We start from the raw sequence: 21,114 nt of genomic DNA, 5'->3' as shown, positions 1-21,114 counted from the left end.
CGGAAGCTCTATCGTCATAATGACAAGTCTCCTATTATCTTACACAGAAAGGGGGGGCTGTTGCAAAACGATTCAATACCCCGTAATCGCTATGATATCTGAGAGAAAAGTGATGGGAGCAGATTGTGATGCTCGACACCCCCCTCTGAATTAAATTGTCTAAAATTAAATTGTTGACATCCAAATCAAGAGTGGGTATTATTGTCCTATAAAGATTGTGCACAAGTAATTTGTAAACAATTTAAATTGAGGTGAAATACATGCAGGTGCAACTTGCGAGGCAACGGGAGTTAGCAGAGTAAGCGATCACCTACCAGAAGAAGGGGTTAACATTCAATCACCATTTTTTCTAGTAAATTGTGCACAATATTATAGAGAGGTTGACCTCACATGCTGCAACTTAACGAACACCTTTGCTTTTCCTTATATGCTTGCTCCCGAGCTATTTCTCGGTTGTATCGGCCGCTATTAGAGGAGATGGGAATTACCTATCCTCAGTATCTCGTGTTACTATCCCTCTGGGAAAGCGACGGGCGGACGGTGAAAGAATTGGGAGAACATTTAGACCTCGACTCAGGCACCTTGACGCCGCTGCTGAAACGGATGGAGGCGAACGAACTGATTAGGAGAGTACGATCGACGGAAGATGAGAGGGTCGTCTTGGCCCTGCTCACGGAGAAAGGGTGGGCCCTTAAGGGGGAATCCGATTGTATTCCATCCGCACTCTTCTCAGCTAGCGGCATGTCAATCGAAGATGTCTCGGAATTAAACAAAACTATCAAAGAGTTAGCGGAGAAAGTCGCTCAGACTAGCGGAAAATAATCCATTCGAGGTGTGACCATGTCAACAACGACCTTAGCTTCAGCGTTAGAGAAGATTACGGCAGCAAGCCCTTTTGAAGTGCAGGCGATACACCAACGTGTTATCCAGCAACTTCAAGAGGGAGGTACCGCCACAGGGCTGCCAGTCGGGACAAAAGCCAAGGACTTTGGACTGTCAGATTCACTTGGGAACCAAATAAATTTAGCCGACGAATTGGCAAAAGGTCCCGTTGTCCTTACCTTTTACAGAGGAGGATGGTGCCCTTACTGCAATCGGCAGTTAAGAGCATACCAGGAGATTCTCCCTGACATTCAGGCTCTAGGCGCGCAGCTTATCGCAGTCAGTCCACAATTGCCAGATTATACACTGTCTGACCAAGAGAAAGCAGAATTGTCCTTTAAGGTTCTCAGCGACCCTAAGGGAATCGTCGCCGCCAAATATAACCTGTTGTATGAAGTGCCTGACTATCTGAGGGGCATGTACTTAAGCCATAATATTGATCTTCACGAGTACAATGGGACAGATCATTGGCTGCTTCCGGTGACGGGAACGTTCATGATTGACGAATACTCCGTTATCCGTTCAGCATACGTGAATCCTGACTTTACCAAGAGAATGGAACCGGAGGATATTCTCTGGGAGCTGCGAAAGTTATAATTTTTTTTACCCATAATGATTGCGCAAAATTAAATTTTCTAAAACTAATATGATATGAGGAGAATGTTGAAAATGACCAAAAAGATTATTCTTGAGTCCGCCGCACAACAATTTGTTGAGGCTACTGCGAATCCGCCCTACTTATTCCATCTTGAACCTGAGCAGGGGAGAGCTGCGGTAGACGAAGTTCAATCGGGAGATACCAAGAAAAAAGATGTAGACATTGAGGATCTCAGCATCCCAGGCGGACCAAGCGGTCAAGTGTCCGTTCGGATCCTGCGTCCGAAGAACACGGCTGGCCAACTGCTTAAAACGGTTTTGTACATCCATGGTGCAGGATGGGTGTTCGGTAATGCCCATACCCACGACCGGTTGATTCGTGAGCTAGCGGTCAGAAGCGGATCCGCTATCGTATTTCCTAATTACAGCTTGTCTCCTGAAGTCAAATACCCAACAGCTCTTGAAGAGATCTATGCTACGCTGCAATGGATTGCTTCCTCCGGCAAGGCTCATGGCCTGGATTCGGATCATATCTCCATCGGTGGCGATAGCGTTGGCGGCAACATGACTGCGGCAATCACGTTGATGGCTAAGGAAAAAAAGGGACCTGCGATTAAACGACAGCTGCTGTTCTATCCGGTTACGGATGGGGGAATGGATACGGACTCGTATCATGAATTCGCCGAAGGATACTTCCTTCGCCGTGACGGGATGGCTTGGTTCTGGGAACAGTACATCAACAAAGCGGAAGAGTTAAATGAAATCTATACTTCTCCTCTGAGGGCTTCCATCGACCAGCTTCGCGATCTTCCTCCAGCTCTCATCATTACGGCGGAAGCCGACGTTCTTCGAGATGAAGGCGAGGCCTATGGGAATAAGCTTCGGGAGGCTGGTGTGGAGGTCACAACGGTACGTTATCAAGGAATCATTCATGATTTCGTCATGTTGAATGCTTTGGCGGATACGTTGGCCGCCCGTGGTGCGACTGCATTAGCCAGCGCTTGGCTGAAAGATGGATTTCAATAACGGATCAGGGAGAGGGAGAACCTAATGGACATACGCATATAGCACTGCTATAATGTACGTATGAACACATATGACAAAATATTAGCAGCTGCACTTAAGGTACTCGAAGAGGAAGGCGGAGCCCAATTCTCGACGCGAGCCGTAACTTCGATCGCACAGGTTACGGCTCCTACGCTCTACCACCATTTCGGCAATGCAGATGGACTCCTAAGTGCAGCTATAGTGGAAGCATTCAAACAGTTATTTGAAAGCAAGATTGCCGCAGTAGAGTCGACCATTCCAGAGATGGCCCTTCGTCAAGGGTGGGATGACTATGTCCGCTTCGCGGCAGCCCGTCCGCGGATTTATGCGGCAATGATGGGGCGGTTGCTCGAGGGCGCCCATATCGAGGCGGCAGATCAGTCGTATCAAGCACTGGTGCAAAATATTCAGAGAGTCGCTGCCGAAGGCAAATTGGCTGTGTCAGCCGAAGCTGCGGCCGATCTGGTCTGGGCTTCCGCCAATACGGCCTCTTGGCTCTATGTGACGGCCCAGGTTCGTAAGGTCCCCCCACCCCAACCCGACGTCGTTGATCTCATTCGGGAAAGCGTAATGCAGATCATTTTGATCCAAAGGCCGGACGCCGATTCAAAATGAGGGATCGATGACAGAGCCTGGAGACTCCAGACAAAGCCCCAATGTGGGCTTTGTTTTGTTTCATGGTAAAGATGAAGGACCACAAATAGTGGCACATAAGAGAGATCGCCTATCCAAGCAGGATGGCGATCTTTTTTATTTTCTGAGGGATTCGATGATCTCATTCCTCACGCCACGGTATCTCGTGAGCGTCGAAGTACATCACGCAGCGCCCGCCCAAAATGATGTTCAAGCCGTAGGAGGACAACACTATGCAAATTGTATAGCACCGCTATATACAGTTCTGTATAGCGGTGCTATAATAACCATATAACAGTGCTATACAGTGATCCATAACTTATCAAACTCAGGAGGGGTACTATGTCATTCAAAACTCAGGAGCTCGTCGTCGTAACAGGTACGTCCAGCGGCATCGGCAGGGCTACCGCGGAGAAGCTCGCTGCTGAAGGATTTCATGTTTTAGCTGGGGTTCGCCGTCAGGAAGACGCCAACAAAATGAAACGCAAAAATATCGAGCCAGTGATCGTCGATGTTACCAATATCGACACACTAAAGGCGCTGGCCGAACGGGTGGAGCAAGATCCGCTTGGTCGCCCTTTGCGGGCCGTGGTCAACAATGCAGGCATCGCCGTTAATGCACCTCTTGAGATGGTTCCGCTCGATGAGTTTCGCCGCCAGATCGAAGTCAGCGTGATCGGACAGGTCGCGGTTATTCAGGCGCTCACACCGGCCTTGCTGAACAGCGGCGGACGCGTAGTTAATATTGGTTCACTTGGCGGCAAGGTCTCCATGCCTGGTTTCGGGATATATTCGGCAGCAAAGTTTGCCATGGAAGCAATCAATGACAGCCTCCGGAGGGAGATGTCCTCGTTTGGCCTCAAGGTAATCATGATCACTCCGGGTGGTGTCAGCACTGGCATGTCGGAGCAAGGGATTACGACAGCGGAGCGGCTGGCCAAGTTGATGATGCCTGATCAGCACAAGCGCCATGATCGTCTTTTTGATGCCGTGAAGGCTCAGGCTGAAGCATGGGCAAAGGACGGTATCCCCCCTGAGAAAGTGGCAGCAGTGATTTCACGCGCAATCCACGAAAGAAAGCCACGCACTCGCTATACGGTCGGTCGCGATTCGGCACTGCTGACCCGACTGGTCCGTATTCTCCCGGACAAAGTCCTCGACTGGATGCTCCGCAGCCAGATGAAGCTGCAGTAACGGGTCGTTTCACGAATTCTCTTGGACAGAAGGCTAGAATGGGGGAATGAAATATGCCACAAAACAAGTTTGAACTGGCACCTGTTAATGAATACATCCCTAATATATTGTCAAAAGGAAGAATAACCATGGTCGGCGACGCAGCTCGTACCATGTCACCAATGACGGGCGCAGGCTTTAATGACTCACTTGATGATACGGTTGCCATTATGGACTCCATTAAACAGTATCCAAATTCGATAACAAAAGCTTTGGGTGAATACCAAACACGTCGTCTAGATGTGGTTCGTCAAGATGTTCTTGCGGGCCAAGGCTTTAATCGTTCTTTTGGACGCTTATAACAGCATTAAGCTAAGCCATTGATACACCAGAATTTCATGCATAAATAGGTGATATCCATTTTGAGAAAATGATAAAGCAAAAAATACGAAGTCTATATAAATCAGGAGGAATTCGCATGAACGATACAAAGAACCGTTACGTTACTGTACTTTGGGAGGCGAGAGCTAAGGCAGGGAGAGAAGCTGAAATGAAGGCATTCATGACGGCTGCTGTCACCCCGTCGCGCAACGACCTGGGCAACATTGACTACGAGGCTCACGAGGTAGAAGGCCAGCCTGGGACATTCATCATCTACGAACGCTGGGAAAACCAGGATGCTCTCGACCGGCACCTGAACGCTCCCCGGATGCAGGAACTGGTACCTCAGCTCTTAGAATTGATGGAGGGATCCATTGAGGAAGGGATTCGACTCCTGAAGCCGTTTCGCCCAGCGCAGTAAAATGATGCAACACCGGGCGGAATTCATTAAGTTCTAGCTGAGGGAAAGGATAAGCGCAGTCAAAATTATCGAATTTGAGTTTCAAATATAACTCAATAACTGGCTTATCTTTTGTTAATCGTAATGACATTCCATGCAGACGATATAAATTATAAAGAGCAACCTTAAAGGCCTAGGAAGATTTCGTTCTATTTGGCGGTACGGTGAACCGTATCACAAATAACAGCAAGTTTCTTGTGTATTTCCTTGCAGCGTTTGGACATGTGTCAAAAATTATGTTCGGGCAAACGTTGCCGAGACGTGTTTGGTTGTAGTATAGTTGGAATTAATTAGGTAAAGGGAGGTGAAGGTAGGATGAATTGGGAGTGTGTAAATAATCAAGTAAGCCGGCTGCCCATCGCGATGGCTGGCATCGTTCATGGTTATAAGCAAGACGGGAGAAGTCTGTCCATTTTTAACCATACGATTACACAACTCGCGAAAAGAATCCTACCTTAACCTGAACGGATTGAACCGGAATGGGCGTAGGGAATTTTCCCTGCGTCCTTTTTTATTGGGCTAAAACGGGTAGGGTCTCGCATTAGGAGGAACCGACTTGTTAACGATAAATTGTCAAAACGTAAAGAAATACAACGCTGCGCAGCTCGTATTAGAGAATGTAACCTTTGAGCTTCATCATGGTGAAAAGGCAGGGCTTATCGGCCGCAACGGGTGCGGCAAGACCACGCTGCTACGCATGATCGCCAAGCTGGACAAACCTGATGAAGGAATGTTGGCTGTTCGTAAGAATGCGCGTATCGGTTATCTTCAGCAAATACCGGACCTGGAAGCTGGAATTACAGTCCTGGAAGTGCTGGTGAGTGGGTTCCGAGAATTGCTCGAGTATCGGGAGCGGATGACCGGTTTGGAATCGGCGATGTCATCGCCTAATCTGACTCCGGAACGTTTAGAGTCATTGCTCATAGAGTATGCGAAGCTGCAAGAGTGCTATGAGCGGGGCGGGGGCTACGAGCTGGATGCCCGGGTCGATCAGATTGCAGATGGCTTACGCATCCCTCGGGAATGGTATTCCCGCGCATACGATTCGTTGTCCGGAGGGGAGAAAACGAAAGTAGGTCTTGCCTCACAGCTTCTAACGGAGCCTGAACTTTTGCTGCTCGACGAACCGACGAACCACCTCGATAGGGCTGCCGTGGAGTGGCTAGAGGAATTTTTACTGAAATATAGAGGGGCTTGCTTACTTGTTTCCCATGACCGCTACTTTCTTGATAGAGTCGTTACAAAGATCGTGGAAATCGAAGATGGGGAATCGACTGTCTTTCATGCGAACTACACGCAATATGTGAAGGAGAAGGAGGAGCTGCTTCTCCGGCAGTTTGCCGATTACCAGGAACAACAGAAGAAGATCAAGAAAATGCGGGAGACCATTAAGCAATTGATGGAATGGGGGAGAATCGGCGATAACGGGAAATTTTTCCGAAGGGCGGCCAGCATGCAGAAAGCGATCGACCGCATGGAGAAACTGAAACGTCCCGCAATTCATCGCAAGGAAGCGGAGTTCGAACTGCAACCATCCGAGCGGTCCGGGAGACAAGTTGTCAGTCTTGATGGCGTAAAGAAGAAATACGGGGCAAAGACCATTCTTGCGGGTGTAACGGGAGAGCTTCACTATGGCGAGAAAGTGGTATTGATCGGGGACAATGGCTCCGGCAAGTCAACCCTTCTGAAGATTATGCTTGAAGAGATTTCCCCGGACGGGGGAGAAGCGCGGCTGGGATCAAGAGTAGACGTCGGTTATCTCGCGCAGCAGCAACTCCCGGACAATCCGGAACAGTCCGTATTGGACTATTACCGAGATGGAGCCGGGCTGGAGGAAGGCGAAGCCCGAAACCGATTGGCTGCTTATCTTTTCTATGGTGCTGACGTGTTTAGGCCTGTTCGTCTGCTCTCAGGCGGAGAATGGACTCGTCTAAGGTTGGCACTGCTAGTGCATAAGAAGCCTAACCTGCTCATTCTGGACGAACCAACGAACCACATGGACATCGCGTCGAGGGAGGCGCTTGAGGAAGCGTTAGAGGATTATCCGGGTACAATTCTGATTGTGACCCACGACCGGTATCTCATGAACCGTCTGACACAGAAAATATGGGAACTGAATCGTGGTCATCTCACGGTTTATCTGGGCGGATTTGATGAATATAGGGCGGAAAGCCGGCGCAGGATGTCTGTATCCGTCGAGGGAGAGGTGGAGGACCCAGGGCGATCGCGGTCGGAGCCGAGTCGAACGTCTTCGGTCCCAGTCCGAAGAGAGAAGGATAAACAGCGCGGTAGGAAGCTTGAAGAAGAGATCGAAGTGGCGGAACGACGACTTGCAGAGCTTGAAGCCGCGCTAGGTGAACTGGGGCAAGACGCGGAAGGGGGATCCCGATTGGAGAGGGTCTGGACGGAAAGAGAGATTCTTCGGGAACAACTGGATCACCTGATTGAGCAGTGGATGGAGGAATAGGAGGAATAGCTGGCGTTTAGAAGAAGGGGGCTGTTTGAAAGGAGAAACGTAAAGATGGCCCCTCCCCCATATAACTTACCGCTACAGATAGCGCGGTGAACCGTTTCACATGGGGCCCCATTCAAAATAAGAAATCAGGTGAAAAGTAGGTAGATTCAGGACGGGGGATCCTTATAATGGAAATAGGTTATATATTATCTGGGCTAGTATCGACTAATGGCAAACTCGGGAAATCGCTGTTTAAATTTTAACAAAGGAGCTATGACGCTATGTCTTTAAAACAACAGCTTCATAAAGAATCGATGAGGTACCTTACAACTGCGCCGATTCGCGAAAATGATCCTAAGTTTATAAGCGCATTAGAGGATGTAGTCTATGAGTCTTTAACAAAAGAAGAGGCAGAGTTGATAGAAGCCTTGTATTTTAAATCGAAGAATGCCGCATGGCGAAATAAAATTCTGAGAGGTCTTATCCGGTGCAAGGAATTAGAGTTGAAAGACTTTTTTCAGAAAGCCTATAAAAAGGAACGATACTTGGACATGAGACTCCTCGCGGTTCATGGACTAACCTATTATGCCTCAGAAGAAGAGATCGACAAGGTCATGGATCATTTCCTTAAGATTTTAATGAAAAGACCGGAGACGACCCCTTATAACTATTACGAATATGAGTTTTTAAGATCTGCTTTCGGGCTGCCTCCCCTTATTAAAAAATACGGTTATCCCTGTTTTGAAAGAGCACTGCAACAAGTCGAGAAACAGTATCACGATATGCCGGAAGCATTTAAGGGGCATTTGACCTTTAATGAAGATGGGAAGCAAGTTATGCTCAGAACTCCGATGAAAATAAAGCAAATGATAGATCGTTTCTATGAATCATAAAATCTTCGATAAGCTGAGTCCAAGAAGTTGAAAAGCAGCGACAACTATAACAATAATGAGGTTTGTTGAAAGGAGAATGGAGATGACTGTAAAGTTTACCTTGAATTATACGAATGGAGATTTCATTGACAACGTAGAAGTTCCAATTTATGAATGGTATCGCAAAGGGACTTCTTTTCAACTGTACCACTTAAATCGCAACCCTGCTCTTACTGAACACAAAGAACTGTTAGTTATCGATGAATCAGGGATTGCACCGGAGAGTATGTTTAAAAGCGTTACAGAATTCTGTGAAAAAATTATTCCTTATTTATTGAGTAGGAAAATGGAGTCCTTATTTTTATTTGGGGAGTACTATGATGCGGAGAAAGGTAAGATGATAGAAATTGATGATATTGAGCTCCCCTGCTTCATAGGCGGGACAGCCACCTCACAAGAAGAAGAGTTGTAGAATGCTATACATAAGGTGGTCTTAGGGCAAGAAAGGTCCCTGCTATTTTGTTTCAAATTATCAGGAAATCGATCTTATCTGGGGTGTATAGTTTATGAAAAAACAGTATTGTTACATTGATGGAGTACCCTCGATCTATTGGGGCAATCCCACTGAGAAGACCTTTATTTCAATTCATGGCGTAGGTTCTAATAAAGAAGAGGCCGAGTTATTTGCGAGAATCGTTGAAACCAAGGGCTATGGGGTTATTAGTTTCGATATGCCTGAACATGGGGAAAGGATCAACGAAAAAAATACATTGCGGCCCTGGAACTGCATAGAAGAAATCGAGAAAGTATACCGTTATGCTCAGAGTATTTCTCCTAACATCAGCATATTTGCCTCAAGCCTGGGTGCCTATATGAGCCTATTAACATTTTCGGAGATCAAATTAGAAAAGGCTCTGTTTCTTTCACCAATTCTTGATCTTCAGCGGCTCATCTGGAATCTGATGTCCGTATACAACATTACGGAGGCAGAAATTATGGAAAAAGGGGAGATCCCCACCCCGGCAGGGATCACACTATACGATGATTACTATAAGTACGTCATGGCACATCCAATAACCAAATGGAAAACGCCAACAGAAATTTTGTATGGTGAACACGATAATTTATCCGAATATAAGATTGTAACCGACTTTGCAGATCGTTTTGACTGCGGGTTGGAATTGATGAAGAATGGGGAACATTGGTTTCACACGGAAGATCAACTTGCCTACTTTTCGGACTGGGTAGATAAACTAGTAACAGATTGAGGAGTCTCACCTGAATCATTCTGCAATCGAATTTGTGAGGAAGCTCAAAGAATTCTAAAACGCTGCTGACATCATGTTGTCAGTAGCGTCTTTTTATAATTGGACATGTAAATGTAAAGGAGATGGTAGCTTGTGAATTTCGCTTCTGTACGCATCATTACTGACGACGTGGATCGTCTCGTCGAGTTCTATGAAAAAGTCATGGGAGTCCCGGCGGAGCGACTCGCGCCCGTATTTGCCGAACTCGCCTTGTCATCATGCACCCTTGCCATTGGCCACTCCCAGACGACGCAGCTATTCGGTGCCGGTTCCGTAGTGGGGGCCAATAATCGAACTGTTATTATTGAGTTCCGGGTCGAAGATATCGAAGCCGAATACGTGCGCTTGAAGCCATTTGTCGATAATTGGGTAATGGAACCGACCACGATGCCGTGGGGGAACCGTTCTATGTTGTTCCGCGATCCCGATGGCAACCTTATTAACCTTTTCGAGCCGGTGACCGAGGATGCGATTAAACGGCTTAGAGGTAGACATTGATGGGCAGCAAAGGATGGCTTCTTCTGATCTTCATAGTCCTAGTATGTTCGTGAGTGCTGCGGTTTTAAGGTTCTCTTCTTCTTCCTCGCAGCGACCCGAGGCTTCTTCCTTGGGAGTGCCGGCCGGCGCTGTTTTCTCCATGCCAATGAGCTGGACTTGAGCTTTCGGTTTCCAGGTTTCTTTCGTTGCGTTAGGGTTCTCTTTGGCGTCAGCGGCTGTAGCGGTACGACTGGAGGGATGGTGTCCTCATGGGGGACAGCCTCGGTCTGTGCGAGATCAAATCTGTTCTCGACAGACCCGAGCATTCCGTAATGGATCAGGCGAATGCCGAGAGCTCGAATGGCTCTGCTGATCGCCGGGTTGCGGAACACAGCCAGCTCGGCCTCTCGTTCTTTGGTTAGTGTAGAGATTACTCGTAACGGCTCGTCCACATATCCGGGGTGACACATAATTTCAGTCGATCCGTGCTGTAGATTGCGGAGATAGTAGAGCAGCTTCTGCAGCCCATTATCGCCTTCATAAGTATCCAGTAAGACCTGCTTCGTAGTTAGCGGCAGCAAAGCGGCGTTTCCACTCCTGACCTGCGGCTTCTGAAGCCGCCGCATAGGGATGCCTTCTTTGACTGCCAACCGCGCCATAGCTTCATACACGTTAGGAAAAATCTGATGCAGATGGTGATGTGCATCCAGGTGCGTCGGACGCAGACCTGTGGCAATGAACCTCTCCCATTGGGCCGATAATTCTGTTTCAATATCGCGCAGTTCTCTATAGTATATCTCGCTGGCAGGAAGAAATTGACCGTCTGCTTGAACGAGAGACGGGACGAGCCTCGGATCGGATATAGGCCGGCCGTAGGTCAGGTTCACATGCAGGCCCACTCCGAGCTCAGGATGCAAGCCTGCAAGCCGAACGGCATCCGCAAAGCCGGGCATGTTCACCATTAATGTTGTGCTGCTGATCCCTTCAGCTTGGTAAGCCTCGATAATTCCTCTGTTCACGCCTGGAGACAGGCCGAAATCGTCGGCATTGATGATCAAATGTTTCATGATGTGATCGCTCCGTTCTCTTACCCGTTTGCAATATTGAATGCAGCGGATCGGCGGATGGAGTGAGGCATATACCTGGCTTTTTTATTATTTGTTTCGAATAAATATTTACATAGATAGCTCATTCAGGTAATTCGAGAGTTATCACGACTAGATATTCATGGCTTTTAACCATTCTTTTTTGAGCAAAGCATATTGCAGGGTGTTCTCGTATTTGGGCGTTCCGTCGTCGTAATTGGTGAATGAGATAAATTCCATGAAACAGCCCTCTTTACGCATCCCTAATTTCTCACATAGCTTCTGGGATTTATGGTTATCATCTTCAACATATGCATAAATCCTCCTTGCTTCTTTTTGAGTGAAGAGATACTGTAATAAAGCTTCCGCACTTTCACTGGCATATCCTTTCCCCTCATAGTTATGGTTGAAATTCCAGCCTACACTATAGGTATCGGGCTCTTCTTTTAAATAAAATAATTCTCCAATCAGATTGCCGTTATCCCTCAGGCATACAGCAATATGTGAGTCATCTTGACTCTTGTTCTTTGCGCTACAGATGGCGTCATTCAAAGTTGAAATTCTGTCGTCAAGGAAACAATTGACCCTTGGATTGGCCAAATACTCTAACATGCCTGAGGCATCCTTCTCAGAAAAGTTCCTTAATATTAATCGATCGGTTTTAATTTCTTGCATGGGTAAGCCTCCTTAATGTCAAGCTGATTGTACTAAGGCACGGATTATTATTTTATCAAATTTCTAAGGAGGAATTTGAGTCATTTGAAACTTGGAGCCAAGAGTATATTACGGATCTAAAAAAATTATATGAAATCATTAACCGTCCTGTCACTTCAAGTAAGGAAAGGACAGGGGATCATGCTCTCCTGTCCTTTCCTAATAGATGAGGATTCACCCGTAATGAGGTAGTCTTTCGACCGAGGTTTACAGGTCGAATTTCCAGTTGGCCATCCTCTTGGCCACTTCCGGATCGTGGTACGATAAGAATAGACTTTCCCCCGTATCAAGGCTCGCAATTTGATCCATGTCGCCTGTGCTCAACTCAAAGTCGAAAATGTCGATGTTTTCAACGATCCGCTCTTTGCGCACCGATTTTGGAATGACAACGACTTCACGCTGGACCAGCCAGCGAAGGACGACCTGGGCGATAGACTTGTTGTGTTTCTCTGCGATTGAGGCCAGCACTTCATTGCTAAACAGGTTGCCCCGTCCTTCTGCGAACGGCGACCATGACTGATGCTGAACTCCCAGCTCTTTCATAAAAGCAGCGTTCTCCGTCTGCTGGTAGAATGGGTGCGTTTCGATCTGGTTGATGGCGGGCACGATTTCGTTATGCATGATGAGGTCCATCAGACGATCGGGCAGGAAGTTACTAACCCCGATGGCCTTAATTTTGCCTTCACGGTACAGCTCTTCCATCGCACGCCAAGCCCCGTAGTAGTCGCCGAACGGTTGGTGAATAAGGTACAGATCGAGATAGTCGAGCTGCAGCTTATTCAGCGATTTGGCAAATGCCAGTTTGGCACTCTCGTAGCTTGCGTCTTGAACCCAGAGCTTGGTCGTGATGAACAGTTCCTCACGCGGTATGCCGCTGCGCTTGATCGCGCGTCCGACTGCTTCCTCGTTCAGATAACCTGAGGCGGTGTCAATCAGGCGGTAACCGGCCATCAGCGCTTCATATACGGCGTTCTCGCATTCTTCCGCATCGGGAACCTGGTAGACCCCGAAGCCGATGATCGGCATCTTTATTCCGTTGTTCAATGTTACGGTTTGCATGTTAATTCCTCCTATTGCTTAAATTGTAGAGGCAAATGGCTGCGAATCCCGGGGTGTCGATCTTGCAGCGTGGGGATTTCCGTTTATAGCCAATTTGCATTACAATCAGCTTAGGACCTTCGTGTTACACGAAGTCAAGGGGCCTTCAGAAATTTATTTTCTAAGGGGGATTTCAAATGCATACGGTCAAAGAAGCTGCCCAGATCACGGGACTCACGGAGCACGCCGTACGTTTTTACACGGATAAGGGCCTGGTACCGAGCGTACAGCGCAATCAAAACAACATTCGGTTGTTCGACGAGGAATCAATCAACTGGCTGCATGGCGTCAAATGCCTCAAACAATCCGGAATGCCGATTGAAGCCATTAAAATGTACATCGATTTATGTCTCGAAGGGGATTCGACGATCCCGCAGCGCTATGCACTCATGATGGAGCATAAAGAAGCGGCGCTCATTAAGCTCGAAGAAGCCAAACGGCATATTGCCCATTTGGAGGAGAAAACTGCTCTATATCAGGCCATTCTGGAGCACCGTTCCCCAGACACAACCAACCCTGGTAACTGGGGCAAAATTCAATATATGCATAGTGACGTATTTTACTCGCCCTCTGTTCGTGAGTCATATTAGATATTTCGTGGGCGGTTAAAGACTATAGTGGAGGAGGCAAAACATTGGCAACGATCGATGATTTTACAGCACTAGATATTCGTGTCGGAACGATTAAGGAAGCGGAGTTTTTTGGAGAGGCAAAAATTCCGGCGATCAAGCTTAAGATTGATTTTGGACCGGAGATTGGAATGAAAGCTTCAAGCGCACAAATAACTAAGCGGTACAAAGCTGAAGAAATAGTAGGAAAGCAAGTTATAGGAATCGTCAATTTTCCTCCTCGGCGCATTGCGGGATTTAAATCGGAGGTATTAGTTCTGGGAGGCGTCCCGGAAAAAGGGGATGTCATTCTATTGAAGCCAGATACTGAAATCCCTAATGGTACTCCTATTGCATAAAAATAAGACTCTAATAGCTATAGTATAATTGCTTAGATGAATAACTGAAGAAAGGGGGAGGAGTGATGGCAAGAACGAAGGCCTTTGATACGAATGAAATTCTGCATAAAGCTATGAATATCTTCGGGAACCGTGGCTATGAGGGCACCTCGCTGCCGGATTTAATCGCTGGGCTGGGCATTGCCCGCCAAAGCATATATGATACGTATGGAACGAAGTGGGAGCTGTTTTTCGCAGCAGTTAAGCATTATATGGATCAGAAGAATCAGGAGTTGAAGGAGTATTGTGATGGGCCGGGAACGGCCGCCAGCAAGGTGGAACAAGCATTCACCACAATCATTAAAGTCCTTATAGACCCGGAGCTGCGTCTGCAGTGCTTCATTATTAGCAGCGCTATCGAGCAGGCGCCTCATAATGAGGAGCTGGCGGCTTACTTGCAGGCGAATACCGAACTGTCGGAGCAGATCTTCTACACGATGCTGGAACGCGCGGTGGAAGAAGGGGAAATAGGCCATGAGGTGAACATCCGAGACCTGGCCCGGTTCCTGGTGCATGAGCGGATCGCCCTGATCACGTCAGCCAAGCTGGGAATGGATGAGTCGAGGCTGTTTGGCATCCTACAGATGGTCATGGCGATCTTCCTGACCATGCAAGGACAAGGCAGCAAAGCGGCAGATCCAAGCTAAATGAAAACCTATAAAGGCTCTCCTGTAGTCATCTTAAACGGTGATGACAGGAGAGCCTTTGATCTTAAAATACCCCTTGGTTAATTAAATGGAAACCATGTCTGTGCTCCAAAATGAATTGCTTCAGGGAACGCGGCTCTCGCCCGGTTACACGAAGTACCGTGTCCGTTACCTGATCCTCCATTCCTTCGAGGCGAATACGGACATCCATGCCGGCCAGGTATTCGGCATAGCTCTCCGGCAAGCCGGCGGCCTTATGCCTCTCTGTGAGTTGCTCTGGTGTAACACGAATATGCTTGGCGTTCAGGCCGGTAACGCTGCGGATCACTTCGGCCACATCGTCATAGGTGAGAGATTCTGGTCCAGTAATGATAAGCTCCCGGTTATGGGGCTCCTTGTCGGTCAGGGCATGAAAGCCAACAGCTGCAATATCATCTGGGTCGACGAAGCCGATCTTGCCGTCTCCGGCTGCAGTATAGATGTGCCCGCTATGGCGCAAGGAATGCCCGTGCCCGTGTTCAGGATTTGTGAAGTTCTGCATGAAATAGGAAGGACGCAGTACAGCCCATTCCGGGGCATGCTCACGCAGGTAACGGTGAACGGGTCCGAAGACAGGGCCATTCTCCGGAATCGAGGCACTTGATAACAGGACGAAGCGCCTTACTGAAGCGTCAAGTGCTCTGCGGATAAAAGGAATCATGACTTCTTCAGGATGCATACTCGCAGGTGCAACCAGATATACGGCATGAACGTCCTGCAGGAGGTCATCGTGGTTGGAGTCATCGAACCAGTCGAATGGGACATGTTCACCGACCTGTTTATCCTCGGGATTGGGCATACTGCGTCCGGCTCTTCGAATCAGATAACCCCGATCGTGCAGCAGCTGTGCAATGCGGGAGGAAGTCTTGCCCTGTCCTCCAGTTAGTAGAATACGAGTGGATGATTCATTATGCATACGGATATCTCCTTTAGTTCTCATTTATGTCTGGTTCAACTGATTGCTAATGGATTCCAGTAGTCCTGGTAGCGGACAATCTTGCCATCTAGAACTTCGACTACAGATATATAGCTCTGTTCATAAGGTCTGCCTGTGGCCATGTTTTTGCCGCTCGCTTCGAACTGAGCAAAGAACACGGGGGCGTCGGCCGCTATATGAATGACGGGTTTGGTGAATGAGGTGATTTCAAGTACCTTCCCCAACTCCTTCAGATACTGCTGCAGCGCCGCCTTCCCGTTCAGACGTTTAGGGTTGGGTTCCTGGGCATAAGGAAACTCGAAGACGATATCGTCAGCAAACAAATTGAAAAATGCAGCATAATCCTTATGAATGTAGTGGTCTGCGAAAAGTTGAATGAGCTGCTCAGCTTGCTCGTAAGACAAAGTACTCATTTAAGTAGCCTCGCTTTCTTAAGAGAATGGGTGCCCTATCCAAATGGTGGAAGGGTTATGCTCACTATATCACTTTCCGGACTGAACGGTCAAATAAATTCGGACTGATTGATCTAAAAAGTTGTTTCTAATCTCTTTACTTTGATAAAAATATAAAAGGCTTATAGGAGGGAGAGATATTTCTAAGAGTTATTCTTGTGGCACCGTGTTTACATGGTTATGGTGAGGACTGCCCTTTGCTTCTGGATGCGGATCGGGAGCATTTCCTCGTTGTATGCCTTGACACGAAGAATAAAGTGAATTCCATCACAACTTGCCACATCGGTACCTTGAACGCCAGTGTTGTACACCCTTCGCGAAGTCTTCAAGACGGCTGTCTCGGGTTTACTAAAAGGTAGGCGCAGGTGGTTCGTCTATTTTCATACGGAGTAAACTATAAGGCTTCTGGCGCAGGTCATTTCCATAATGAAATCTTGACTGCCGATGTAATTGGTTCACGATGAAATATAAGTATTGATCTGGACCAATAGAAAAAGTATCCGGCCATAAAATTCTCGGATCATGTGCGATAGTTTCCATTATTCCATTCGGCAATATCTTTCGAATACTATTGTTTTCATAGTCTCCAGCATAAATGTTTCCTTTTGCATCGGTGATCATTCCATCTGAAGCACCTTTTTCTCCCCAATACTTCACGTGATACTGTAGATTCATATCCGGTATTGTTCGGTCTCTTAGGGCTTCCGTTGAAATCGAGTACAGATGACGACTGGAGAGAGGACAAAAATACAACATCTTGCCGTCTGGGGAAATCGCTATACCATCGGATGCCAATCTAAAGGGTGAAGTAGATCCGTCTTTGTTTCGATTCATCAGGATTTTACCTTCAACTTTCGGCAGGAAATAGAGATCGGGCGAAGTTGAATATGCCCCATTTAACCGTCTCCAGGCATAACCGGTCTCTAAATCAACGACAATAATGGCTCCTGGTCCTCGGGAAGACGAATCCGTTATATAAGCATAACCTGCTTTACCCACACGAAAGTCAACTCGGACGTCATTCAGATAAGTGGTTGGCAGGACAACATCTTCCGTAAATGTATATACCCTTCTTATAGTATTTGAATTTAAATCTACAGCGACTAACTTCGCCCCCCCTTTAATGGGTTCTGAGAAATTAGGAGCTCCTGTATCCAATACCCAAAGCGTACCCTTTCCATCAGCAACGACACTTTGGACACTAATGAGGGACATTGTGATATTCGATGGGTTTACCACATTGGCGTCTAAATTAGGATAAGGCTGTAATGTGTCGCAAACGATCTCTGCCACTGTAAATTTAACGTCGTCTCCCCATTTCGGAAAGCAAATGAAAATACGCCCGGTTTCAGAAACAGTAACGCCTGTAGGCATGGCTCCGTAAAATAAAAAAACCGCTTCAAACTTACCGAAATACCTTTCACTCGGTAACATCATTTGTATAGAATCCTCCTCAACAGGTTCAAAACTGCTATCACTATTTATATGACTGAATGTGGTTCAATTGCCTGGATAATAAAATAATTTTACGGGAACCCCGCAAGTTCGTATCCATGACGGACAACGAGTTATGGACGCCACCCCGTGAGAATATTTTGACGAATCGACGGGTTGCTAGCTGCAATTACCAACTTAGTGGATTATGTACATTTTCACTGGAGTTTGATGGCGATCGCGTTATAGATTATATTCCTATCCGTTAACGGCCTAGCGAGCGGGTTCTGGTCCGGAAGGCGTTGCCCAGCTTACGCTGGCCGCGCTCCTGCTGCCGCCGCGAATGGTGCTTCAGGAACGTCGGCATTTTAACAAGGAAGCAGACGAAAGAGAGAGGCCCCTTAAGGGCCTCCCTCTCATTTGTCATAATTTGCTGCGCTGGTCCGGCAGACGTAATGCGTTTGCTGAAGTTTGCGCTTGATCCAAAAATTCCTCTGCCTGGGTTAATTGCTGCCGGGCCGTCTCTAAAGGTTGTGAATTTGTTGCCGCATTAGATTCATTTATCGAGCTTATTGCTTGATTTAAAGCCGTCTGCACCTCAGAAACCGCGTTAGATGCATGCTGTTCCAGTGTATTTCCACTCGAGTTAAGTGTGCTTTCTGCCGGTTTTCTTGCATTTTCGGTGGCTAGATCAATTTTGTTTTTATTGGGCACATGAGTCCTCCTCCCTTTTGCAAGATCATATAAACAAAAATAAGTATCGGATTAAGAATTTGTTTATATTCCTGCAACTGTATGGGAATATTCGGATCTTCTATTCTCCCGCAATCCATTCTAGTATAAGATCCGATTCGCTGGAAAATCTAATGTTGATGAAAAACACGGAGGTGATCATTTCTCAATGAATAATCCAACGCTAGCGCCGCACGAATCGATGGAACTGCATGAAGCGTTAAACTTTAAAACGCTGTGCCTCGCTAAATCAAAACTTATGCAAGGCCTGGTCTTTGACCAAGAGTTAAAAGCCCTAATGCAGAAAGACGTAATTCAATCCATACAACAGATCGCCGAGCTGCAAGCCATTTACGCGAAAGCTCCTTTCCAAGCGTCTGTTCCGAATAGTCCGACACCTATAACACATTAAGGGGAGCTCAAATGAATACCGATTATTTAGACCCGATTAATTCATTAAATATGCCGGAAATGGCAGATATGACTTTTGCCATGGACTTCCTTATTCGTGCCAAAGAGGGTGTGCGTAATTTGTCCATCGCCCTGACGGAAACGGCTTCACCGGATGTAAGAGCCCTGCTGCACAAACACCTTAAGCAGGGAATTGCAATGCACCAGGAAATCACGGAGCTCATGATTCGCAAAAAATGGTTCCATCCTTACGAGCTGAACGAACAATATCAACTCGATCAGCTTTCGGCAAAGAATACGGTGATGATCGGGCAGATGAATCTGTTCCCGGATGATACGTCCCGTAAAGGGATGTTTGATCGGACCCCAGATGAACATATTGGAGGACATAAAGCATGAAGGCGGTAACGTATCAAGGGATTAAAAATGTCGTGGTCAAAGAGGTGCCGGATCCGAAGATTGTGAAACCGGACGATATGATCGTAAAGATCACCAGTACCGCCATTTGCGGTTCTGACCTTCATCTTATTCACGGGATGATCCCTAACCTTCAAGAGAACTATGTTATCGGACATGAGCCGATAGGGATCGTAGAAGAAGTGGGCCCCGACGTGACAAAGGTAAAAAAAGGCGACCGTGTGATCATCCCGTTCAACATCGCATGCGGAGAATGCTTTTTTTGCAAAAATCAGCTGGAAAGCCAATGTGACAATTCAAACCAACACGGGGATATGGGCGCATATTTCGGCTACTCCGGAACGACCGGCGGATATCCTGGCGGGCAAGCCGAGTATTTACGGGTTCCCTTTGCAAATTTTACCCATTTCAAGATTCCCGAAAACTGCGAACAACCGGACGAAAACCTAAGCTTGATTGCTGATGCCATGACCACGGCATTCTGGAGCGTAGATAATGCCGGCGTAAAAAATGGAGATACGGTCATCGTTCTCGGATGCGGTCCTGTTGGACTCCTGGCCCAGAAATTCTGCTGGCTGAAAGGAGCAAAGCGGGTCATAGCCGTTGACTATGTCGATTACCGCTTACAGCATGCGAAGCGAACGAACAAAGTCGAAATCGTAAACTTCGAACAAGATAAGAACATTGGCAATAATCTCAAGGAAATGACCAAAGGCGGCGCCGATGTTGTGATTGATGCGGTAGGAATGGACGGCAAGATGAGCGATCTTGAATTTTTAGCCAGCGGTTTGAAACTGCAAGGCGGCACCATGAGCGCATTCATCATTGCATCTCAGGCTGTCCGCAAAGGCGGCACCATCCAAGTCACTGGGGTATACGGCGGACGTTATAACGGATTCCCGCTCGGTGACATCATGCAGCGAAACGTGAATATCCGTTCCGGACAAGCTCCGGTTATTCACTACATGCCGTATATGTACGAGTTGGTTACGTCTGGCAAAGTGGACCCAGGCGACATTGTTACGCACGTCATTCCGCTCAGCGAGGCCAAGCGGGGCTATGAAATTTTCGATACGAAAACGGACGATTGCATTAAAGTCATCTTAAAGCCTTAAATATGGATAGATACATGGGAGGACAATCCGAATGAATTCCAATTACGCATTACATGAGATGCTCGAGGTACATGAAATAGCTGCATTCAAGACGGTTTGCATGACTAAATCCAAGACCATGCAAGCTCTGGTAACCGACCCGGAGCTCATGCAAATTTTGCAACAAGATGTGACATTATCACAACAGCAGCTTCAGGAGCTCGGTGGAGTGCTGTCTAAAGTGACCCTAACCTAAAGGAGATAGAAAAATGAACACCTTAATAGAACATATGACAGGGCTCCATACGCTGACCGACGATGTGATCGCAATGGATTTTTTGATGAATGCCAAGAGCGGAGTCAGAAACTACGCCATGGCCTTAACCGAATGCGCCACCCCCGAAATCAAGCAAATTTTGATGAAACAGCTCGACGAAGCTATCGACTCCCATGAAAAGATAACAAACTACATGATGCAGCGGGCCCTATACCATCCCTACCATATTCCGGAGCAAATTCAACTCGATCTGAAAAATATTCAGACCGCCATGAACATTCCGTCCTGATTCGGTATTCATCCCGACATAACGCGCGCAAACCACCATGGTTTAGGCGCGTTTTTTGATTTTATATAGAATGAACTAAAGAAATGAACGTTATAGGACAGTATTAGGCCGTGATAACAGAAAATTCAATGTAAAACTTTAGTTCATTCTATATAGCCGAAGACTTTAGAGAATAAAATGTTCCCCGTGTCAAAAATC

At 47.1% G+C, this 21,114-nt stretch carries 30 protein-coding genes; 22 read left to right on the top strand and 8 right to left on the bottom strand.

The annotated features are described in order from the left end of the window. Positions 1-390: 390 nt before the first annotated feature. The 13 genes from DCC85_RS22420 (at position 391) to DCC85_RS22365 (ending at position 10,305) form a co-directional block, all read left to right on the top strand. On the top strand, positions 391-822 hold the full coding sequence (locus DCC85_RS22420; RefSeq protein ID WP_108467568.1) for a MarR family winged helix-turn-helix transcriptional regulator: 432 nt from the start codon (positions 391-393) through the stop codon (positions 820-822). 18 nt (positions 823-840) lie between these two features. Continuing rightward, positions 841-1,479 (top strand): peroxiredoxin-like family protein, encoded by a 639-nt coding sequence (locus DCC85_RS22415; protein ID WP_108467567.1) that lies wholly within the window; start codon positions 841-843, stop codon positions 1,477-1,479. Between the two features lie 72 nt (positions 1,480-1,551). Further along, positions 1,552-2,505 carry an alpha/beta hydrolase gene (locus DCC85_RS22410; RefSeq protein ID WP_108467566.1) on the top strand — a complete coding sequence of 318 codons (954 nt, stop codon included), beginning with the start codon at positions 1,552-1,554 and terminating at the stop codon, positions 2,503-2,505. Positions 2,506-2,565: 60 nt separating this feature from the next. Further along, a complete protein-coding gene (locus DCC85_RS22405) occupies positions 2,566-3,141 on the top strand; it encodes a TetR/AcrR family transcriptional regulator (RefSeq protein ID WP_108467565.1) in 576 nt (191 codons plus the stop codon). A 360-nt stretch (positions 3,142-3,501) separates the two neighbouring features. Further along, positions 3,502-4,353: an SDR family oxidoreductase gene (locus tag DCC85_RS22395; RefSeq protein ID WP_108467563.1), complete on the top strand. Its 852-nt coding sequence runs from the start codon at positions 3,502-3,504 to the stop codon at positions 4,351-4,353. Between the two features lie 53 nt (positions 4,354-4,406). Next, positions 4,407-4,694 (top strand): FAD-dependent oxidoreductase, encoded by a 288-nt coding sequence (locus DCC85_RS22390; RefSeq protein ID WP_108467562.1) that lies wholly within the window; start codon positions 4,407-4,409, stop codon positions 4,692-4,694. 116 nt (positions 4,695-4,810) lie between these two features. After that, positions 4,811-5,134: a putative quinol monooxygenase gene (locus tag DCC85_RS22385; RefSeq protein WP_024629571.1), complete on the top strand. Its 324-nt coding sequence runs from the start codon at positions 4,811-4,813 to the stop codon at positions 5,132-5,134. Positions 5,135-5,488: 354 nt separating this feature from the next. Next, complete coding sequence (locus tag DCC85_RS23220) at positions 5,489-5,632, top strand: hypothetical protein (protein ID WP_199909953.1); 144 nt, start codon at positions 5,489-5,491, stop codon at positions 5,630-5,632. A gap of 97 nt (positions 5,633-5,729) precedes the next feature. Then, positions 5,730-7,640: a ribosomal protection-like ABC-F family protein gene (abc-f, locus tag DCC85_RS22380; RefSeq protein WP_108467561.1), complete on the top strand. Its 1,911-nt coding sequence runs from the start codon at positions 5,730-5,732 to the stop codon at positions 7,638-7,640. A 269-nt stretch (positions 7,641-7,909) separates the two neighbouring features. Beyond that, positions 7,910-8,521 carry a hypothetical protein gene (locus DCC85_RS22375; RefSeq protein ID WP_108467560.1) on the top strand — a complete coding sequence of 204 codons (612 nt, stop codon included), beginning with the start codon at positions 7,910-7,912 and terminating at the stop codon, positions 8,519-8,521. A gap of 82 nt (positions 8,522-8,603) precedes the next feature. After that, positions 8,604-8,972 (top strand): hypothetical protein, encoded by a 369-nt coding sequence (locus DCC85_RS23215; RefSeq protein WP_199909952.1) that lies wholly within the window; start codon positions 8,604-8,606, stop codon positions 8,970-8,972. Positions 8,973-9,066: 94 nt separating this feature from the next. Then, positions 9,067-9,768, top strand: coding sequence for an alpha/beta hydrolase (locus DCC85_RS22370; protein ID WP_108467559.1), 702 nt, complete (start codon positions 9,067-9,069; stop codon positions 9,766-9,768). 132 nt (positions 9,769-9,900) lie between these two features. Continuing rightward, positions 9,901-10,305, top strand: a complete 405-nt coding sequence (locus tag DCC85_RS22365; RefSeq protein WP_108467558.1) for a VOC family protein — start codon at positions 9,901-9,903, stop codon at positions 10,303-10,305. A gap of 38 nt (positions 10,306-10,343) precedes the next feature. Here DCC85_RS22365 and DCC85_RS22360 read toward each other — a convergent pair whose 3' ends face one another. The 3 genes from DCC85_RS22360 to DCC85_RS22350 form a co-directional block, all read right to left on the bottom strand. Further along, on the bottom strand, positions 10,344-11,351 hold the full coding sequence (locus tag DCC85_RS22360; RefSeq protein WP_108467557.1) for a carbohydrate deacetylase: 1,008 nt from the start codon (positions 11,349-11,351) through the stop codon (positions 10,344-10,346). A gap of 150 nt (positions 11,352-11,501) precedes the next feature. Then, positions 11,502-12,044, bottom strand: a complete 543-nt coding sequence (locus DCC85_RS22355; protein ID WP_108467556.1) for a GNAT family N-acetyltransferase — start codon at positions 12,042-12,044, stop codon at positions 11,502-11,504. Between the two features lie 246 nt (positions 12,045-12,290). Then, entirely contained in the window at positions 12,291-13,142 is an 852-nt protein-coding gene (locus tag DCC85_RS22350; protein ID WP_108467555.1) for an aldo/keto reductase, read from the bottom strand. 176 nt (positions 13,143-13,318) lie between these two features. On the opposite strand from DCC85_RS22350, the gene DCC85_RS22345 reads away from it, so the two are divergent. The 3 genes from DCC85_RS22345 (at position 13,319) to DCC85_RS22335 (ending at position 14,834) form a co-directional block, all read left to right on the top strand. Continuing rightward, a complete protein-coding gene (locus tag DCC85_RS22345) occupies positions 13,319-13,771 on the top strand; it encodes a MerR family transcriptional regulator (protein ID WP_108467554.1) in 453 nt (150 codons plus the stop codon). A gap of 44 nt (positions 13,772-13,815) precedes the next feature. Next, positions 13,816-14,148, top strand: coding sequence for a chaperone CsaA (csaA, locus tag DCC85_RS22340; RefSeq protein ID WP_108467553.1), 333 nt, complete (start codon positions 13,816-13,818; stop codon positions 14,146-14,148). A 65-nt stretch (positions 14,149-14,213) separates the two neighbouring features. Continuing rightward, positions 14,214-14,834 carry a TetR/AcrR family transcriptional regulator gene (locus DCC85_RS22335; protein ID WP_108467552.1) on the top strand — a complete coding sequence of 207 codons (621 nt, stop codon included), beginning with the start codon at positions 14,214-14,216 and terminating at the stop codon, positions 14,832-14,834. Between the two features lie 64 nt (positions 14,835-14,898). Here DCC85_RS22335 and DCC85_RS22330 read toward each other — a convergent pair whose 3' ends face one another. Together DCC85_RS22330 and DCC85_RS22325 are read right to left on the bottom strand one after the other, a co-directional pair. Next, entirely contained in the window at positions 14,899-15,789 is an 891-nt protein-coding gene (locus DCC85_RS22330) for an NmrA family NAD(P)-binding protein (RefSeq protein ID WP_108467551.1), read from the bottom strand. Positions 15,790-15,824: 35 nt separating this feature from the next. Continuing rightward, positions 15,825-16,223, bottom strand: coding sequence for a nuclear transport factor 2 family protein (locus tag DCC85_RS22325; protein WP_108467550.1), 399 nt, complete (start codon positions 16,221-16,223; stop codon positions 15,825-15,827). 197 nt (positions 16,224-16,420) lie between these two features. Here DCC85_RS22325 and DCC85_RS23770 point away from each other — a divergent pair, with 197 nt between their 5' ends. Further along, complete coding sequence (locus DCC85_RS23770; protein WP_442789506.1) at positions 16,421-16,621, top strand: JAB domain-containing protein; 201 nt, start codon at positions 16,421-16,423, stop codon at positions 16,619-16,621. Here the strand turns inward: DCC85_RS23770 and DCC85_RS22315 are convergent. From DCC85_RS22315 to DCC85_RS22310, 3 genes are all read right to left on the bottom strand, one after another. Continuing rightward, positions 16,611-17,705 (bottom strand): L-dopachrome tautomerase-related protein, encoded by a 1,095-nt coding sequence (locus tag DCC85_RS22315; RefSeq protein WP_108467548.1) that lies wholly within the window; start codon positions 17,703-17,705, stop codon positions 16,611-16,613. The genes DCC85_RS23770 and DCC85_RS22315 overlap by 11 nt on opposite strands. Before the next feature lie 256 nt (positions 17,706-17,961). Then, entirely contained in the window at positions 17,962-18,123 is a 162-nt protein-coding gene (locus DCC85_RS23520) for a hypothetical protein (protein ID WP_234414282.1), read from the bottom strand. Continuing rightward, positions 18,120-18,410, bottom strand: a complete 291-nt coding sequence (locus DCC85_RS22310) for a hypothetical protein (protein ID WP_108467547.1) — start codon at positions 18,408-18,410, stop codon at positions 18,120-18,122. Before DCC85_RS22310 ends, DCC85_RS23520 begins: the two co-directional genes overlap by 4 nt. A 187-nt stretch (positions 18,411-18,597) precedes the next feature. On the opposite strand from DCC85_RS22310, the gene DCC85_RS22305 reads away from it, so the two are divergent. Genes DCC85_RS22305 through DCC85_RS22285 form a run of 5 tightly spaced genes read left to right on the top strand, consistent with a single transcriptional unit; the run spans position 18,598 to position 20,916 of the window. Beyond that, positions 18,598-18,840: a spore gernimation protein GerQ gene (locus tag DCC85_RS22305; protein ID WP_108467546.1), complete on the top strand. Its 243-nt coding sequence runs from the start codon at positions 18,598-18,600 to the stop codon at positions 18,838-18,840. Between the two features lie 11 nt (positions 18,841-18,851). Beyond that, the gene (locus DCC85_RS22300) at positions 18,852-19,238 is read left to right on the top strand and encodes a spore coat protein (protein ID WP_108467545.1); all 387 of its coding nucleotides are present in this window, start codon (positions 18,852-18,854) and stop codon (positions 19,236-19,238) included. Beyond that, positions 19,235-20,371: a zinc-dependent alcohol dehydrogenase gene (locus DCC85_RS22295; RefSeq protein WP_108467544.1), complete on the top strand. Its 1,137-nt coding sequence runs from the start codon at positions 19,235-19,237 to the stop codon at positions 20,369-20,371. Before DCC85_RS22300 ends, DCC85_RS22295 begins: the two co-directional genes overlap by 4 nt. 31 nt (positions 20,372-20,402) lie before the next feature. Then, positions 20,403-20,606, top strand: a complete 204-nt coding sequence (locus DCC85_RS22290) for a hypothetical protein (RefSeq protein ID WP_108467543.1) — start codon at positions 20,403-20,405, stop codon at positions 20,604-20,606. A gap of 13 nt (positions 20,607-20,619) precedes the next feature. After that, a complete protein-coding gene (locus tag DCC85_RS22285) occupies positions 20,620-20,916 on the top strand; it encodes a spore coat protein (protein WP_108467542.1) in 297 nt (98 codons plus the stop codon). The last annotated feature ends 198 nt before the right edge of the window (positions 20,917-21,114 follow it).

It is taken from the genome of Paenibacillus sp. CAA11, from assembly GCF_003060825.1.
Taxonomy (GTDB): Bacteria; Bacillota; Bacilli; order Paenibacillales; family Paenibacillaceae; genus Fontibacillus.
This window is presented reverse-complemented; position numbering and strand designations above follow the sequence as displayed.

What these genes read in the sequence shown, in the direction of transcription:
- DCC85_RS22420 (WP_108467568.1), top strand. Translation starts at nt 391, where the DNA reads ATGCTGCAACTTAACGAACACCTTTGCTTTTCCTTATATGCTTGCTCC.
- DCC85_RS22415 (WP_108467567.1), top strand. Translation starts at nt 841, where the DNA reads ATGTCAACAACGACCTTAGCTTCAGCGTTAGAGAAGATTACGGCAGCA.
- DCC85_RS22410 (WP_108467566.1), top strand. Translation starts at nt 1,552, where the DNA reads ATGACCAAAAAGATTATTCTTGAGTCCGCCGCACAACAATTTGTTGAG.
- DCC85_RS22405 (WP_108467565.1), top strand. Translation starts at nt 2,566, where the DNA reads ATGAACACATATGACAAAATATTAGCAGCTGCACTTAAGGTACTCGAA.
- DCC85_RS22395 (WP_108467563.1), top strand. Translation starts at nt 3,502, where the DNA reads ATGTCATTCAAAACTCAGGAGCTCGTCGTCGTAACAGGTACGTCCAGC.
- DCC85_RS22390 (WP_108467562.1), top strand. Translation starts at nt 4,407, where the DNA reads ATGCCACAAAACAAGTTTGAACTGGCACCTGTTAATGAATACATCCCT.
- DCC85_RS22385 (WP_024629571.1), top strand. Translation starts at nt 4,811, where the DNA reads ATGAACGATACAAAGAACCGTTACGTTACTGTACTTTGGGAGGCGAGA.
- DCC85_RS23220 (WP_199909953.1), top strand. Translation starts at nt 5,489, where the DNA reads ATGAATTGGGAGTGTGTAAATAATCAAGTAAGCCGGCTGCCCATCGCG.
- DCC85_RS22375 (WP_108467560.1), top strand. Translation starts at nt 7,910, where the DNA reads ATGTCTTTAAAACAACAGCTTCATAAAGAATCGATGAGGTACCTTACA.
- DCC85_RS23215 (WP_199909952.1), top strand. Translation starts at nt 8,604, where the DNA reads ATGACTGTAAAGTTTACCTTGAATTATACGAATGGAGATTTCATTGAC.
- DCC85_RS22370 (WP_108467559.1), top strand. Translation starts at nt 9,067, where the DNA reads ATGAAAAAACAGTATTGTTACATTGATGGAGTACCCTCGATCTATTGG.
- DCC85_RS22360 (WP_108467557.1), bottom strand. Translation starts at nt 11,351, where the DNA reads ATGAAACATTTGATCATCAATGCCGACGATTTCGGCCTGTCTCCAGGC.
- DCC85_RS22355 (WP_108467556.1), bottom strand. Translation starts at nt 12,044, where the DNA reads ATGCAAGAAATTAAAACCGATCGATTAATATTAAGGAACTTTTCTGAG.
- DCC85_RS22350 (WP_108467555.1), bottom strand. Translation starts at nt 13,142, where the DNA reads ATGCAAACCGTAACATTGAACAACGGAATAAAGATGCCGATCATCGGC.
- DCC85_RS22345 (WP_108467554.1), top strand. Translation starts at nt 13,319, where the DNA reads ATGCATACGGTCAAAGAAGCTGCCCAGATCACGGGACTCACGGAGCAC.
- DCC85_RS22335 (WP_108467552.1), top strand. Translation starts at nt 14,214, where the DNA reads ATGGCAAGAACGAAGGCCTTTGATACGAATGAAATTCTGCATAAAGCT.
- DCC85_RS22330 (WP_108467551.1), bottom strand. Translation starts at nt 15,789, where the DNA reads ATGCATAATGAATCATCCACTCGTATTCTACTAACTGGAGGACAGGGC.
- DCC85_RS22325 (WP_108467550.1), bottom strand. Translation starts at nt 16,223, where the DNA reads ATGAGTACTTTGTCTTACGAGCAAGCTGAGCAGCTCATTCAACTTTTC.
- DCC85_RS23520 (WP_234414282.1), bottom strand. Translation starts at nt 18,123, where the DNA reads ATGACAAATGAGAGGGAGGCCCTTAAGGGGCCTCTCTCTTTCGTCTGC.
- DCC85_RS22305 (WP_108467546.1), top strand. Translation starts at nt 18,598, where the DNA reads ATGAATAATCCAACGCTAGCGCCGCACGAATCGATGGAACTGCATGAA.
- DCC85_RS22300 (WP_108467545.1), top strand. Translation starts at nt 18,852, where the DNA reads ATGAATACCGATTATTTAGACCCGATTAATTCATTAAATATGCCGGAA.
- DCC85_RS22295 (WP_108467544.1), top strand. Translation starts at nt 19,235, where the DNA reads ATGAAGGCGGTAACGTATCAAGGGATTAAAAATGTCGTGGTCAAAGAG.
- DCC85_RS22290 (WP_108467543.1), top strand. Translation starts at nt 20,403, where the DNA reads ATGAATTCCAATTACGCATTACATGAGATGCTCGAGGTACATGAAATA.
- DCC85_RS22285 (WP_108467542.1), top strand. Translation starts at nt 20,620, where the DNA reads ATGAACACCTTAATAGAACATATGACAGGGCTCCATACGCTGACCGAC.